The sequence below is a fragment of the Pseudomonas sp. B21-009 genome (genome assembly GCF_024749345.1).
Lineage (GTDB): Bacteria > Pseudomonadota > Gammaproteobacteria > Pseudomonadales > Pseudomonadaceae > Aquipseudomonas.
The window spans coordinates 1,576,606-1,591,352 of record NZ_CP087199.1; the positions used below are offsets into that span (position 1 = coordinate 1,576,606).

Sequence of the window (14,747 nt, forward strand, 5' to 3'; positions counted from 1 at the left end):
CATGAACCTGAACGAACCGCGCGACCTGGCGCCCCTGCTCGAGGCCTTTTTGCTGGCCTCGGGCAAACCGCAATCCCTTGAGCGCCTGTACGAATTGTTCGAGGAAGCCGAGCGCCCGGAACCTGCGGTATTCAAGAAGGCCCTGGAGGTGCTGCGCAAGTCCTGCAATGGCCGCGCCTTCGAGCTCAAGGAAGTGGCCTCGGGTTACCGCCTGCAGATCCGCGAAGACTACGCGCCCTGGGTCGGCCGGCTGTGGGAAGAGCGCCCGCAGCGCTACTCCCGGGCCCTGCTGGAGACCATGGCGCTGATCGCCTACCGCCAACCCATCACCCGCGGCGAGATCGAGGACGTGCGCGGTGTGGCGGTCAACAGCAACATCATCAAGACCCTGCTCGAGCGCGAGTGGATCCGCATCGTCGGCTACCGTGAAGTGCCGGGTAAACCGGCGATGTTCGCCACCACCAAGGCCTTTCTCGACCACTTCAACCTGAAGAACCTCGATGACCTGCCGCCGCTGGCCGAGTTGCGCGAGATGGAGCCTGAGCCCGAACCGGTACTGGAACTGGACGATGCCCCGGTACCGGCGCACCTGCAGGCCCTGGCCGATGCCAGTGCCGAGCCGCAAGAGCCCCAGGAAGAAACCAGCTTCCGCAGCCTGTTGACCGAACTGGACGCCATGGAAGAAGGGCTCAAGACCGATTTCGATGACCTGGTCGACGACACCCAGGTGGATCTGGACGACGAGCCGTTGGCAACCGAACCGCAGACGCCGCATCAGTAACCCTGGCCTTCGGGCGGATAGACCCGGCAACTTTTGCAATTTCGGCTAGTCTCAGGTGCGTTCACGTCGCGATCAGCGTATGATTCGCGACCCTTTTTGGCGCTTGTTCGCCATACCAGATTTTCGTAAATACACCGGGAGGTGCCCAGCATGAGTGAAAAAGACCTGCAAGAAACCCAGCCATTGCCGCCATCAGGCGAGAAACTGCAAAAAGTTCTCGCCCGTATCGGCGTGGGCTCGCGCCGCGACGTCGAGGCCTGGATCAGCCAGGGCCGGATCAAGGTCAATGGCGTCAATGCCACCCTTGGCCAGCGCGTCGACCTGCACGATGCGATCTCGGTCGACGGCCGCGTGATCAAGCGCGAAGAAGCTGCCGAAACCGTGCGCCGGGTGATCATGTACAACAAACCCGACGGTGAGATCTGCACCCGTGACGACCCAGAAGGCCGTCCGACCGTGTTCGACCGCCTGCCACGGCCGAAAGAAGGCCGCTGGATCAACATCGGTCGCCTCGACATCAACACCACCGGCCTGCTGATGTTCACCACCGACGGTGAGCTGGCCAACCGCCTGATGCACCCGTCCTACGAAATGGACCGTGAGTATGCCGTGCGTGTGCGTGGTGATGTCGACGAAGACATGATTGCCCGCCTCAAGGCCGGTGTCGTGCTCGAAGACGGCCCGGCGCGTTTCACCGACATCCAGGAAGCCCCTGGCGGTGAAGGCTTCAACCACTGGTACCACTGCGTGGTGATGGAAGGTCGCAACCGTGAAGTACGCCGCCTGTGGGAATCCCAGGGCCTGGTGGTCAGCCGTCTGAAGCGCGTGCGTTTCGGCCCGGTGTTCCTCAACTCCGACCTGCCGATGGGCCGCTGGCGCGAAATGAGCCAGCAGGAAGTCGACATTCTTGCCGCCGAAGTGGGCCTGACCCCAGTGGCCATGCCGGCCCTGAACCACAAGAGCAAGGACAAGCTCGAGCGCCTGCAGCGCAAGTCCACCCGTCCGCTGGGCCGTGGCGAGCGCGTGCGCACCCTGCGTCCGGCCCAGGATGGCGCTGCAACCGGCGAGCGCCCTGCGCGCCAGCCTCGTGGTGAAGCCGAGCGTCCGGTTCGCCAGCCCCGTGGCGACGAGCGTCCAGCCCGTCAGCCGCGTGGTGAAGCGCCGCGCAAGGACAGCGGCCGTGGCAGCAGCACCGTGGCCGAGCGCCCAAGCGACATGAACAAGCGCGGCAAGCCGGCGCCCAAGCGTCCGGGCAGCACCCGCAACAAACCGCGCCCGTAAGTCGGGCCGGTTAAACAAGCCAACCTTCGGGTTGGCTTTTTTTTGCGCAAATTTCCTTGTCTTACAGACACTTCCGTAAGCCGTGGAAAGTTTTTACACCATCATGTAAATAAATCGTTACAAATGTCAGCCGGTACACGGGCCCTGGCTGGAGATTTCTATGGGTGTAAACAGAACTTGCCGAAAGCCCCGGGCCAGGGCGCTTTACCTGCCCGTCAACAGCTTGTTCGCAGGCCCCGGGAGCGGTGAGATAGGCGCCATTGCCGTGTGCAAAGCCGGGCCGGAGAGCCGGGCATTCAATAAGAACAAATGGAGGCGCCATGTACGCCGATTACCTCCCCAGGCTAGAACCCTTCCTCAGGACCGGTGCGTTTTGTCGTCAGACAGTCACGCAACGTGTTGACCCCTGCGCGTCTGTAGGGGTATACAATGCGCCGCGTTTTAACTGTGACCCCAATGCGTACCGCGCACTCTTGCTGACACCCGGCTGATTCGCCCACGGCTTATGCCCTGGACGGGCAGCAGTTGGCCAAGATCCTCAAGGTAATCACCTTGTTAATTCCGCTGCGCCACGAGCGCGGTGGGTCCGATTCCGTCACAGATAAAAACAAGCAGGTGACTTCGTTCATGAGTGGACAAAACACGCATTCAGGCGAGCTGAAACGCGGCCTGAAAAATCGCCATATCCAGTTGATCGCCCTGGGCGGTGCAATCGGTACCGGGCTGTTCCTGGGTTCGGCCGGGGTGATGAAGTCGGCGGGCCCGTCGATGATCCTCGGCTATGCGATCTGTGGCTTCATTGCCTTCATGATCATGCGCCAGCTCGGCGAGATGATCGTCGAAGAGCCGGTAGCCGGCTCCTTCAGTCACTTCGCGCACAAATACTGGGGCGGTTTTGCCGGCTTCCTGTCGGGCTGGAACTGCTGGGTGCTGTACATCCTGGTGGGCATGTCGGAGCTCACCGCCGTCGGCAAGTACGTGCACTACTGGTGGCCGGAGATCCCGACCTGGGCCTCGGCGGCTGCTTTCTTCATCCTCATCAACGCGATCAACCTGGCCAACGTCAAGGTGTTCGGCGAGGCCGAGTTCTGGTTCGCGATCATCAAGGTCCTGGCCATTGTCGGCATGATCGCCCTGGGCAGCTGGATGCTGGCCAGCGGTAGCGGCGGCCCGCAAGCTTCGGTGAGCAACCTGTGGGAACACGGCGGCTTCTTCCCCAATGGCGTCAGCGGCCTGGTCATGGCCCTGGCGATCATCATGTTCTCCTTCGGCGGCCTGGAAATGCTCGGTTTCACCGCCGCTGAAGCCGACAAGCCGAAGACTGTGATCCCCAAAGCGATCAACCAGGTGATCTACCGCATCCTGATTTTCTACATCGGTGCCCTGGTCGTGCTGCTGTCGCTGACCCCATGGGACAGCCTGGTCACCAGCCTCGATGCCGCCGGTGGAACCTACGGCGCCAGCCCGTTCGTGCAAGTGTTCTCGCTGCTGGGCAGTGATGTTGCTGCGCACATCCTCAACTTCGTGGTGCTGACCGCGGCGCTGTCGGTGTACAACAGTGGTACCTACTGCAACGCCCGTATGCTCTACGGCATGGCCGAACAGGGCGATGCCCCGGCGGGCCTGGCGAAGATCGACAAGCGCGGTGTGCCGGTGCGTTCGATCCTGGCTTCGGCAGCGGTGACCCTGGTCGCGGTGCTGCTCAACTACTTCATCCCGCAGCACGCGCTGGAGCTGCTGATGTCGCTGGTAGTGGCCGCCCTGGTGATCAACTGGGCGATGATCAGCTACTCGCACCTGAAGTTCCGCCAGCACCTGAACAAGACCGGCCAGACCCCGCTGTTCAAGGCGCTGTGGTACCCCTATGGCAACTACATCTGCCTGGCCTTCGTGGTGCTGATCCTGGGCATCATGCTGCAGATCCCGGGCATCCAGATCTCGGTCTACGCGATCCCGGTCTGGCTGCTGGTGATGGTGGTCTGCTACAGCCTGAAAACCAACCGCAGCAAAGCGGCGGCAGCGGCTACCCCGGCCTCGCTCAAGCGCTGATTCACACGGTTGAAAAAACGCCCCGGTTTTCCGGGGCGTTTTCGTTTACAGGTAAATGATCTCGATCGTCGCCGAGCCGTCGAGGTGGATGTCCTGGCGGTTGTCCAGCTCGCTGGTGGCGGCGATCACCGGCATGATGTTGATTGGCGTGCTCAGGTGGCGGATGGCGATCGGGCCGTTGCTGTTGTTCTCGACATCATTGAAGCCGAGCAGGGTGGTGGTGGTCAGCGCTTTGCTGGTGCTGCCTGCGGTGCTCCAGCCGGTGCCGCGGGTCGACTGGGTGAGGTACACCGCCGGCAACTGGTCGGCGCTGATGTGCAACGGGTCGATCTGCACCTCGTACAGGCCGATTTTGTTCTCGCTGGCATCGCGGCCCAAACCGTAGAAATTCAGCGAATCGACCACCGCCGTGCCGTCGCGGTTGTCCTGCATCAGCAGGGCATAGCGCGCCGGGCTGTCGCACTGGATCGACAGGTTGAGCTGGCGCGTGGGCAGGCGCGTGCGCTTGTCGCTGTTAAGGCTCTGCAGGCTGATCTTGCCGTAGTCCACCACCCCGCCCTGGGACAGCAATGGCGTGCAGGCCGCTGGCTGGATCTGCCATTGCAAGGCCAGTTCGGCAGTGCTGCCGGAGGCCGGGGCAGCGAACTGCCCGCTGCTGCGCAATGAGGTCGACTCGCGCACTTCTAAAGCCTTGGCAGACAGCTCGGCTTCGAACACCAGGGTCAGATTCAGGCTGCGGCCTTGCACGGCTTTGCCGGCCCGGACCGGGACCATGCCGCTACGCGGCTGCCAGCCCAGCGAGGCGCTGGCCGGGCCCGGCACGGCGCCGGTTTGTTCGATCCGGGCCAGGTCAACGCGTTCGCCGTCGACCACGGCATCGGCGGCACGTATTCGGTAGTGCCCGCCAGCGGCGAGTTCGAAGCGCTCGCCGTCCAGGGCATTGGCTGTATAGAACACACTCAGGTCGGTGCTTTCGCTGCAGCTCAGGGCCAACTGCGCGGATTTCTCCGGCAGTGCCAGGCCTGGGCTGCCGGGCTGCAGGCGGCTGCGGTCGAGGGTGCCATAGTCCAGCGGCGTCGGCGTGATCTGTAATCGGCATTCATTGGCGAAGGCTGTCAGCGGCAGGCCGAAGAGCAGGAGCATTGCAAGCTGGGGTTTGTACCGGGTGTTCATGATTTGACGCATCCTCACCAAAGCGGTGTATGGAAGGACGACACAAGGTGTAGCAGCCGTCTGGCGTCATGTCGTCGCGAAGGGGGGTCAACTGCAGGTGCGTTGGGCCTGGGTGTAGTAGCTGTCGCTGCTGGCGCCGGTATCCGGGTCGAGGGTGACGCGGCATTCGCGGGCCTGGTGGTCGCTGATGATCAGGTGGCCGATGTCGGCGCTGTTGTCGATGAACACCAGCCCGCCCGGTTGCACCAGGTTGATGAAGCGCCCACGGTCGTCGAACACCGACGCGCCGCTGGGCAATGGCTGGCCGCTGCTGTCGAGCAGGGTCAGCAGCAGCCGACGGACACTCCAGGCGCGGCACCGCGCCGCGAGTGGCGCGCAGCACGCCGGCGCCCTGGTCGACGTTGATGTGGGTCGGCAGGCTCTGGGTGTCGACCTCGACCGGGCTTTTGCCATAGGCGGTGAGCGAGGCCACCACCGCGTTGCCGGCATGATCGGTCCACACCGGGCCGCTCGGGGTGCTGGCCTTGACTCCGGGGGTGTCGGTGACCGAGAGGATCGCGAAGGTATCGCGGATCGGGTAGGGCGAGGGGGTGATCCCGGCACCATGCACGGCCATGCCGCCGCGCAGGCCGAGGTTGTAGTTGCTGTTGTCGCCGTCGCCGCTGTAGTTCAGGTCCAGTTGGGTGTAGCGCGGCAATGCCGAAAGGCCGGCGCTGGCCAGGGTGCTGGAATCGCCGGAACGATGTTCGGCGCCCAGGCGATAGCCAAGGCTGTCACTGACCTGCTCGTTGTAGGCCACGGTGCTGGTGGTACTGCTGTCGTTGTGGCGCACGCTGCTGCGCAGGCGCCGGCGACCATCCAGGGGGATGCTGGCGCTGAAATACACGGCGTCGTCGTTGTAGCCGTCGCTGCTGCCCAGGGCTTTTTCCACTGTCGCCGAGAGTGTTACGCCGCCGTAGCTGTTGCCCCAGGACAAAAACAGCCGTTGCGTGCTGTCGTGCTCGTAGTAGGTGCTTTGCGTGTACCCCAGGTTGAGGCTGCCCAGGGCGCGGCTGGCCCAGCGCAGGCTGGTGCTGAACTGGTCGCGGTAGCTGGAGGCGAACTGATCATTGTTGCGGTAGGTGCTGTCGAGCAGTTCGCGGTAGCCGCGGCTGCGGTGGTTGGCGGCCACCAGGCTGCTCCATTGCTCGTGCATTTGCCAGTTGAGCTGGCCGCCCAGTTGCGCGCCCTGCTGGTCGAGACTGCTGGCTTGCGCGCCGATGGCAAACACCTCGGTGCTGAGCTGCGGCGTGAGCGCGGTGCCGAGGCTGGCGCCAAGGCTGCGATAGCCCTGGGCGAGGATCAGGCCGCTGCTGATGACCGAGGTATTGCCCAGCGCGCCGCTCTGGCCCAGGCTCACCACCGCCGGGTCGTCGCTGCCATGGCCATGGCTGCGCACCACGCCGGCGCCGACGCTGTAGCCACTTTGCGGGCGGGCGCTGGCGGCGAGGCTGGCCGGTACGCGAAAGCGCCGTTGCTCGCCATTGGTCTCGATCACCGTCACTTCCAGGTCGGAACGCGAGGTGATGCGCGGGATGTTGGTGAGAGTGAAGGGCCCGGGCTGTACTACGGTGCTGTACAGCAAGGCGCCGTTCTGGTGCACCTCGACCCGCGCCTGGCTGTTGGCGATGCCCTGCACGCTGGCGTTGTCCAGCTGCGAGAGCAGGCCATACTCCGGCGTGAGCTGCGCGCCAATGATCTGCGCGCCGTTGAGCACCGGGTTGACCAGGCTGATCTCGCCGGCCTGGAACAGGCTGCGGTGCTGGGTGAAGCTGCGTTGCACATAGGTGTCGAGCATTTCGCTGCGCATCTTGCCATCGAAGCGGCTGTGCACCTGGCGGCTGCGCAGGATCCAGTTGTCCAGGTTCAGGCCCAGCTCGGTATTGGCTGCGGCATAACGGCTGGACTGGCCATCGTAGCGGTTGAACGAGCTGAAAATGTCGTAGTTCAACAGCCCGGCAATGCCGCCCTGGCTGTAGTCGTCGGACAATTGCCGCTCGTCCAGCAGCGCCTGGTCCGGTACGAACAGTCGCACCTGGTGCTGACCGGGCTGCAGTTCGACCTGAGCCTGGGGGAAGGCCGTGCCCAGGGCCAGGCAGTCCGGATCGGCAGGCTGCTCCTGGGCATCCAGGGTGGTGGACCACTCGGCGGGTTGGCGCAGCCCGGCGAAGGCCAGCAAGGGATTATCGACGCACAGGCTGCCATCCTCGCCGAAGCGCGCCTGGGTAGTGCCCCTGTCACGGCCGTTGACGCTCAGGCTGATCTGCTGACGCCCTGGCGGGAAGCGGGTTTGCCGGCCAAACAGGGCAGCAAGCCTGGGGTCGATACCGCGCTGGCGCAGGACCTCCTGGTCGAACACGCTGTGCCCGGGCGCGCTGGCTTCATTGGCGGCTCGCGCCGGTTTGAAGGTCTCAAGTCCCAGCAGGGTCAGGCACAGGCCCAGTATCAGTTGCTCGCGTGGTCGCGGTTTGCCAATGGCATTGTCGATGACCTTCACAGGATGCGTGCCTCGTATGGATCGACCGCAAAGCCATAGACCGTGGCCGGCTGAAAGCGCACGGTGTTGGCCGCAGCGGCGGCATCAGGCAAGTCGAGGGTGATGGTTTGATTGGCCAGCAGGTAGGTGCGGCCAAGGTCCAGGGCGTGCTGGCCGGGCAACAGTTTCAGCTCCTGGGCCAGGCGCACCACGTAGGGGGTGTTGTTCTCTACCCGCAGTTGCTTGCCGTCGATGCGCCAGGTCAGGCCTTTCCACGGTTCGCTGTTACGCGCCAGGCCCTTGGGGTGAAGGATCACCGGCAGGTTCTGGCGCACGCCGAAGTTGACCCGCATGGCCCCGGGGTCGCCCGGCGCGGTTTCGCGGATGCCTTCGAAGATCACCCGGCGCAGGCGTTGGGTCTGCAGCGGCTCGTTACCCACGTAGTGGAAAATCACCTGCTGCTCTTTACCTGCCTCCACCCGGGCCACCGTGGGTTGCACCACCAGCAGGTTGTCGGTGTCTTCGCTCGGGTTTTCGATAAATACCGCCAGCAGGGCGGCATGGGGGTCGGTGTTGGTGACGACGAAGTCGCTGCCGTTGGCGCGGGCTTCCTCAACGATCACCACCGAGGTTCTGGGCACCATACCGTCGGCGTGTGCCTGCATCAGGGGTAGGGTGCAGATGAGAATTGCAAGCAGCAGGCTGCCCGCAATGGATTTGCACGTAATAGTCATGGTTGTAAGGTTCTTGTGCGGCGTCGGGCGCAGCTCCCCTCAAGCTGCATCCGGCAGGCTCATGGTGGGGGAGTGCGCCGGCCGTGGGTCATGGCCGGGGTGCGAGGGCTCCTTGTTCGCGCCCCTTGGGGGTAGTGGTCAGAGGTAGACGACTTCGATGGTTGCGCTGCCGTCGAGCTTCATGGCGCCGTTCAGGGTCAGGCCTTTGTTGATAGTGCCGCGCACATCCATGGTCACGTTGACACTGGTTGCTGGCGTCGGGCCCAGGTTTGTGCCCGTGGAGAACCCGGTGAGAGCATTTGGCTTTCGCCCGGCGTCCTGAAGGATGCCGTCGATGATGTCGTTCCAGCTGTTGCCGCCATCCTCAGATAGCAGATTGCTGCCTTGCGCGCCGTCGACCACGGTGCTTTCGTACTGCCAGGTCATGCCGTAGTACCCGATCAACTGATCCTGGTGCTTGCCAAGCCCGAATAGCCACGCGTCGGCCGGGCTGCTGTCGCGGCGGTTGTCGTTGGCGATCAAGGCGAAGGTGGCCGGTGCGCTGCATTCAATGGAAAAGTTCAAGGACTTCGCCGGCAGTTTGTAATTGGTAGGGTTTTCTTCGAGGTCGGTCAAGGCTAGGCTGCCATATTCGACCAGGCCGCCATTGCTCAAGGTTGGCGTACAGGCGGCAGGGGTGATGGTGCCGGTTACGGTCAGGTCGGTCGTGGCGGCCATGGCATGGGTAGTGGCCAGGGTCATCAGCACAGCAAGGGACAGTACGGACTTTTTCACAGTGGTTTTCCTTTTAAGTGTTGTTGGTGGTGTTGCGAATGACCCGTTTTGCAAGCGCAGCAGTCCGTTCCCTGTCGGTGTCGACAGGGAAAGACCTGGGCGTTCGCCGGGTTCTTTTTAGCGGTCGGTGAAGGACCGTTACGCGTGGGCGTTCTGTTACCCGCTAGAGGTACTGCAACTCGATGATCATGTGGCCATCGAGCAGCGCCTCATCGACGTGGGTCATGTCATTGCGAAGCCAGCCGGCCACGTCCAGCCGCAGGTTGAGGACTTCGGCTGCGCTCGGGCTGGTCTGCCCGCGCAGGGCAAAGCCCAGGCGCGACTCGGGCTTGTCGCCCAGGTGCTCGAAACCGCTGCCCGGGACTTTCACCCAGGTGTTGCCGCTGTCTTCGGAATACAGGGTGTCGGCAGGCAGGTTGTCGAGGGTGGCGCCGTTGTCGGGCCAGGTCGCGCTGTAGAAGCCGATGGCCTGGCCGCTGGTGGTGGTACCCAGGCCGAAGGCTTTGGGCAGAGGGATCGAACTGCTGTCGCGGCGATTGCCGGTGGCTACCAGGGCAAAGCGGGTGGCACGGTCACAGATGACGCTGAAGGTCAGGTTGCGCGGCTCCAGGACCGAGTGGTCGGGGATGCCGGGCTGTGGATTGAGGCCGGGCATGCTGATGTTGCCGAAGTCGACCTGGCCATTACTAGAGAGCGACGGCGTGCAAGCGGCGGGAGTGATGGTGCCGCTGATATTGACGTCAGTGCTGCTGGCATGGGCGCCGGCACTGACAAAGGTCAGCAGTGCGGTCAGGGTGCACAAAGGCTTGGTGTTCATTATTCGGTCCTTTGAAAATGAATGAACCTCCGTGCCGTAGTTGGTCTTAGGGTGGGGCCGGCAGCGGATGGCTCGTCAGGCGCGCTAGGCATGCCTGCTGTACCAGTTACCAGGGCGAGCCCTGATGCTGTGTCATCCGTGACGATTTTTCACACGTTTTGGCTAGACGATAGAACGTGCGAATGTTTGGTTTTATGTGCTTTGCTTGGCCTTGCCCAGGAGTAAACAGCGGGGGCATAGTGCTCGACAAGGCTGTCTATGTTGTTCGGATGCCGATTATGCCCAAAAAAATGTTCGTGTAAAGGGGTTTTGATTGAAAAATTGTGCAACAACTGCACCGAAATCGGCAGAAAGCGGTGAACGATTGCGTCAGGAGCGTACCCGCCTGGGCCTTCGCCAGGATGATTTCGCCCAGCTTGGCGGGGTCAACCGCAATACCCAGGGCAGCTATGAAAAAGGCGAGCGCAACCCGGATGCGGCGTATCTTGCGGCGGTCGCCGGGGTTGGTGTCGATGTGCGCTACGTGATCACCGGCGTGCGTACGATCGATGACGGCGCTTCGTTGAATGAACCGGAACAGCGATTGCTGGCTCAGTACCGATCATTGGCTATCGCTGACCAAGATGTTGTGCATAGAATTGTCGGGGCCATGCACGACGCGAAGGGTAGTAGCGTATAGCTATTATCCCAATTTTCCTACGAAACGCTCGGAACGGTCCTGGTGGGTCCGCAGGGAATTGCTCGTAACGTCGATGCATTCAGTCTCGCTAGGGAAGGGTGATCATGTCGGAGCATAAAACCTGCGCATTCAACACGGAAAGTAACGCTTCGCCTGTGCAACGCTTGAGTGAAGTCGAAAACGAGCTGCTGATTTTATTTCGCCAGTTGTCCCCGGTGGACCAGGGCTGCGTACAGCGTGTAGCCCAGGTGCTGTGCCTGGGGGCGCAAGAGGCCGAGCGGGGGCGCTGCCGAATACCTGAGTCGGCCTGAATGTTTTGATCAAAGGATGTGTGATGTTGCAGTTATCCAACGCGGTGCAGATCCCGGACGACGAGATCGAGTTGACTGCCATCCGCGCCCAGGGCGCCGGCGGGCAGAACGTCAACAAGGTCTCCAGTGCCGTGCACCTGCGTTTCGACACCCAGGCTTCGACATTGCCGCCGTTCTACAAGGAGCGCCTGCTGGCACTGAGCGACAGCCGCATTACCCGTGACGGGGTGATCATCATCAAGGCCCAGCAGTATCGGACCCAGGAGCAGAACCGCGCCGATGCTCTGGAGCGCCTGCGCGAACTGATTCTCTCGGCGATCAAGGTGGAAAAGGCGCGGCGCCCGACCCGGCCGACTCTGGGCTCGAAAACCCGGCGCCTGGACACCAAGAGCAAGCGCGGCGCCATCAAGGCCGGGCGCGGCAAGATCGATTACTGAGGCAAATGCCGCGGCGGTTGCAGGCGGGCCTGGCGGTACAGATACAGGCTCAATAGCAGGCCGCAGAACGACGCGCCGGCGGCAAAGACAAAGATCGAAGCGAAGCCGAACCCGGCGGCAATCGCCCCGGCCAACGGGCCGGTGATGCCCAGCGACAGGTCGATGAACAGCGAATAGGCGCCCACGGCCGCCCCGCGGTTGGAGGCGGACACCAGGTTCACCGCTTCGACCCCCAGGGCCGGAAACACCAGCGAAAAACCAAAGCCGCTCAACGCCGCACCGGCCAGGGCCAGCTCGGCGCTCGGTGCCTGCCAGAGCAACAGCAGGCCGAGGGTTTCTACCGACAGGCAGGCGATCGCCACCCGGTACCCGCCCATGCGATTGATCAAATTGCCAAACAGCAGTCGCGCGCCAATGAAGCAGGCGCCGAAAAGGCTCAGGCACAGGGCCGCGTTGTCCCAGTTGTGGCTGGCATAGTACAGGGTGACGAAGGTGGCGATGGTGCCAAAGCCGATCGAGCCCAGGGCCAGCCCTGAACCATGGCCGAATATCCGCCCGAGCACGTGCAGGAACGGCAGGCGTTCACCCGCCACTATCGGGGCGGCGGTTTTCGGCCAGGCCAGCGCCAAACCCAGTACGCACAGCAGTAAAATGCTGGCGCCCATGCTCCACAGGCCGAAGCGTTGCACCAGTTCCACGCCCAGCGGCGCGCCAATGGCCAGCGCGCCATAGCTGGCGATGCCGTTCCAGGAGATTACCTTGGCGGTGTGTTGCGCACCGACCCGGCCAATGCCCCAGCCAATGGAGCCCGAACCCACCAGGCTTTCGGCGCTACCCAGCACCAGGCGCCCGACCAGCAGGCTGGCCAGGCTCAGCCAGGGCGCATGTTGCAGCCACGCCGAAAGCAGCATGAACACGCCGCTCAGGCCGCAACCGGCCAAGCCATAGAGCACCGCGCGCTTGCTGCCCAGGTTATCGATGAGGCGGCTGGAGTACGGGCGGCTGAGCAGGGTGGCCAGGTACTGGACACTGATCACCAGGCCCGCGACTACGGCGCCGAAGCCCAGGTCGTTGTGCACATAGCCAGGCAAAACGGCCAGGGGAATGCCGATGTTCAGGTAGCCGATGAAGGTAAACAGGACGATGGAGACGACTTGCAGGGTGACCGCAAGGGGGCGCGGTGAGTCGGGCATGTGCGGGCTTTCGTAGAGGGGAATTCTTGACGGTGTGAAAACGTGTTGACGGGGTAGTCCCTGCATCAGCCGTTTTCACACAGTCTGATCGTTGCGCGAGTTATTCCTGGTCGGCGCTGGAAGTTTCGTCGCCGTCGTATTCAGCCTGGGCTGGTTCGGCGCTGTGAGTGGCAGGAGTCTGCTCTTCTGGGTTCAGGCTTGGGAAGGGAAGATTCGGGATTTCATGCATCTCGTCGTTCCTCGCAAGTGTGTGGAAAGGCTGCGCAAGGCGCGCATGGGCTTGTGAAAGCCTGTGCAGGATACAGGAGTCTGAATGACAGTATGAATTTTCCTGCTTAATGGCCATCGCGGGGCAAGTCGGATCGCCGCACCGCCGCTCCCACAACTGTCTGTGGGAGCGGCGGTGCGGCGATCCGACTTGCCCCGCGATGCTTTTAACGACAGACGTCAGCGATGGCCGCAGCCAGTGCTTCAAGGCGTGCCGCATCGGCGCCGGCGATGTTCGCCCGGCCAGTGCCAACCATGTACACGCTGTGGCGCTCACGCAGTTGCTTGACCTGCTCCGGTGACAACCCGGTGTAGGAGAACATCCCGCGTTGCTCGGCGATGTGCGCGAAACGTTCGTTCAGGCCGTGGGGCGCCAGGGCCTCGACCAGACCGACCCGCAGCTCGGCAATGCGCTGGCGCATGGCCTCGACTTCTTCGACCCACAGGCGCTTGAGGTCGGTGTCGCCAAGAATCTGCGCCACTACCGCCGCGCCATGATCCGGTGGTGTCGACCACAGGTTGCGCGCCAGCAATGCCAGTTGACTACGCACATCCAGCAGCTTGTCGGCATCGTGGCTGCACACCAGCAGAGCGCCGGTGCGGTCGCGATAGAGGCCGAAGTTCTTCGAGCAGGAACTGGTAATCAGCAGCTCAGGCAGTTCGGCGGCGAACAGCCGTACCGCCCAGGCGTCTTCTTCCAGACCATCGCCAAAGCCCTGGTAGGCGAAGTCGATCAACGGCAGCAACTCACGGCGGCGCACCACCTCGAGCACGGCGCGCCAGTCGTCCTGGCTCAGGTCGAATCCGGTCGGGTTGTGGCAGCAGGCGTGCAGCAACACTACGTCGCCCTTGGGCGCAACTTCCAGGGCGGCCAGCATCCCGGCGACGTTCAGACGGTTGTCGGTGCCGACATAGGGATAGTGGCTGACCTTGAGGCCGGCGCCGGCGAAGATGGTTTCGTGGATGGGCCAGGTCGGATCGCTCAGCCAGATACCGCGGCCCGGCAGACAGTGTTCGATGAACTCCGCCGCCAGGCGCAGGGCACCGGTGCCGCCCGGGGTCTGGGTGGCGCCGGCACGCTGCTGGCTGAGCAGCGACGAGTCACTGCCCAGTACCAGTTCGCTGATCAGTCGGCCAAAGGCCGCATCGCCATGACCGCCGACGTAGCTCTTGCTGGCCTGTTGCTCAAGCAGGCGCTGTTCAGCCTGTTTGACCGCGGCCGGAATCGGCGTCAGGCCCTGGGCATCCTTGAACACGCCGACACCGAGGTCGAACTTGTTCGGGTTGCTGTCCTTGGCATACGCCTCCATCAGTCCGAGGATCGGATCGCCGGGTACGCGCCCGATGGCGCCGAAGTGCATTACTTGCGGCCTTCGGCGGTGCTGGCGACCTCGTCGGTGCGCGCGGCCATGATGAAGTCGTTACGGTGCAGGCCCTTGATCGAGTGGCTCCACCAGGTCACGGTGACTTTGCCCCATTCGGTCAGCAGGCCTGGGTGATGGCCTTCGGCTTCGGAGATTTCGCCAACGGCGTTGGTGAAGGCCAGGGCGTGCTTGAAATTCTTGAACAGGAAAACTTTTTCCAGCTGCATGATGCCGTCACGGACTTCGATGTTCCAATCCGGGATCTGCTTGATCAGTACCGGCAGTTCTTCGTCGCTGACCTGTGGAGCATCGGCACGGCAGGCTTCGCAGTGGGCTTGGTTCAAGGCGTTCATAAGGTTTTCCGCAAGTGGT

General features: G+C 63.1%; 14 protein-coding genes and 2 pseudogenes. 6 read left to right on the forward strand and 10 right to left on the reverse strand.

Features of this window, described 5'->3' with window-relative positions:
- Window position 1: 1 nt before the first annotated feature.
- The 3 genes and pseudogenes from scpB to LOY34_RS07280 all read left to right on the forward strand — a co-directional run.
- Window positions 2-760, forward strand: a pseudogene (gene scpB / locus LOY34_RS07270) (SMC-Scp complex subunit ScpB); the annotation flags it as partial.
- Window positions 761-931: 171 nt separating this feature from the next.
- Complete coding sequence (gene rluB, locus LOY34_RS07275) at window positions 932-2,062, forward strand: 23S rRNA pseudouridine(2605) synthase RluB (RefSeq protein ID WP_258664485.1); 1,131 nt, start codon at window positions 932-934, stop codon at window positions 2,060-2,062.
- A gap of 627 nt (window positions 2,063-2,689) precedes the next feature.
- Window positions 2,690-4,111 (forward strand): amino acid permease, encoded by a 1,422-nt coding sequence (locus tag LOY34_RS07280; RefSeq protein ID WP_045200547.1) that lies wholly within the window; start codon window positions 2,690-2,692, stop codon window positions 4,109-4,111.
- 45 nt (window positions 4,112-4,156) lie between these two features.
- Here the strand turns inward: LOY34_RS07280 and LOY34_RS07285 are convergent, their stop codons facing one another.
- The 6 genes and pseudogenes from LOY34_RS07285 to LOY34_RS07305 form a co-directional block, all read right to left on the reverse strand.
- Window positions 4,157-5,254, reverse strand: coding sequence for a DUF1120 domain-containing protein (locus LOY34_RS07285; protein WP_258664488.1), 1,098 nt, complete (start codon window positions 5,252-5,254; stop codon window positions 4,157-4,159).
- 117 nt (window positions 5,255-5,371) lie between these two features.
- Entirely contained in the window at window positions 5,372-5,737 is a 366-nt protein-coding gene (locus tag LOY34_RS27485; protein WP_408980911.1) for a FimD/PapC C-terminal domain-containing protein, read from the reverse strand.
- A pseudogene (locus LOY34_RS07290) lies at window positions 5,646-7,820 on the reverse strand (fimbria/pilus outer membrane usher protein); the annotation flags it as partial. The pseudogene LOY34_RS07290 and the gene LOY34_RS27485, both read right to left, overlap by 92 nt.
- Window positions 7,817-8,533 carry a fimbria/pilus chaperone family protein gene (locus LOY34_RS07295; RefSeq protein WP_258664492.1) on the reverse strand — a complete coding sequence of 239 codons (717 nt, stop codon included), beginning with the start codon at window positions 8,531-8,533 and terminating at the stop codon, window positions 7,817-7,819. The pseudogene LOY34_RS07290 and the gene LOY34_RS07295, both read right to left, overlap by 4 nt.
- 138 nt (window positions 8,534-8,671) lie before the next feature.
- A complete protein-coding gene (locus LOY34_RS07300; RefSeq protein WP_195883344.1) occupies window positions 8,672-9,307 on the reverse strand; it encodes a DUF1120 domain-containing protein in 636 nt (211 codons plus the stop codon).
- Between the two features lie 163 nt (window positions 9,308-9,470).
- Window positions 9,471-10,124, reverse strand: coding sequence for a DUF1120 domain-containing protein (locus tag LOY34_RS07305; RefSeq protein WP_195883345.1), 654 nt, complete (start codon window positions 10,122-10,124; stop codon window positions 9,471-9,473).
- Window positions 10,125-10,437: 313 nt separating this feature from the next.
- Between LOY34_RS07305 and LOY34_RS07310 the strand changes: the two genes are divergently transcribed.
- The 3 genes from LOY34_RS07310 (at window position 10,438) to arfB (ending at window position 11,551) form a co-directional block, all read left to right on the forward strand.
- Window positions 10,438-10,803 (forward strand): helix-turn-helix domain-containing protein, encoded by a 366-nt coding sequence (locus LOY34_RS07310; RefSeq protein ID WP_230090827.1) that lies wholly within the window; start codon window positions 10,438-10,440, stop codon window positions 10,801-10,803.
- Between the two features lie 104 nt (window positions 10,804-10,907).
- Window positions 10,908-11,114, forward strand: coding sequence for a hypothetical protein (locus tag LOY34_RS07315; protein ID WP_093385766.1), 207 nt, complete (start codon window positions 10,908-10,910; stop codon window positions 11,112-11,114).
- Between the two features lie 23 nt (window positions 11,115-11,137).
- Window positions 11,138-11,551 carry an alternative ribosome rescue aminoacyl-tRNA hydrolase ArfB gene (arfB, locus tag LOY34_RS07320; protein WP_195883346.1) on the forward strand — a complete coding sequence of 138 codons (414 nt, stop codon included), beginning with the start codon at window positions 11,138-11,140 and terminating at the stop codon, window positions 11,549-11,551.
- On the opposite strand, the gene LOY34_RS07325 is transcribed toward arfB, so the two are convergent.
- From LOY34_RS07325 to LOY34_RS07340, 4 genes are all read right to left on the reverse strand, one after another.
- Complete coding sequence (locus LOY34_RS07325; RefSeq protein WP_195883347.1) at window positions 11,545-12,744, reverse strand: MFS transporter; 1,200 nt, start codon at window positions 12,742-12,744, stop codon at window positions 11,545-11,547. The two genes, arfB and LOY34_RS07325, sit on opposite strands and share 7 nt — an antisense overlap.
- A gap of 100 nt (window positions 12,745-12,844) precedes the next feature.
- Window positions 12,845-12,973: a hypothetical protein gene (locus LOY34_RS07330; RefSeq protein WP_256326754.1), complete on the reverse strand. Its 129-nt coding sequence runs from the start codon at window positions 12,971-12,973 to the stop codon at window positions 12,845-12,847.
- A 205-nt stretch (window positions 12,974-13,178) separates the two neighbouring features.
- Window positions 13,179-14,372 carry an amino acid aminotransferase gene (locus LOY34_RS07335; protein ID WP_195883348.1) on the reverse strand — a complete coding sequence of 398 codons (1,194 nt, stop codon included), beginning with the start codon at window positions 14,370-14,372 and terminating at the stop codon, window positions 13,179-13,181.
- Window positions 14,372-14,728, reverse strand: coding sequence for a 4a-hydroxytetrahydrobiopterin dehydratase (locus LOY34_RS07340; protein ID WP_036994257.1), 357 nt, complete (start codon window positions 14,726-14,728; stop codon window positions 14,372-14,374). The genes LOY34_RS07335 and LOY34_RS07340 overlap by 1 nt, the downstream gene beginning before the upstream one ends.
- Window positions 14,729-14,747 lie beyond the last annotated feature (19 nt).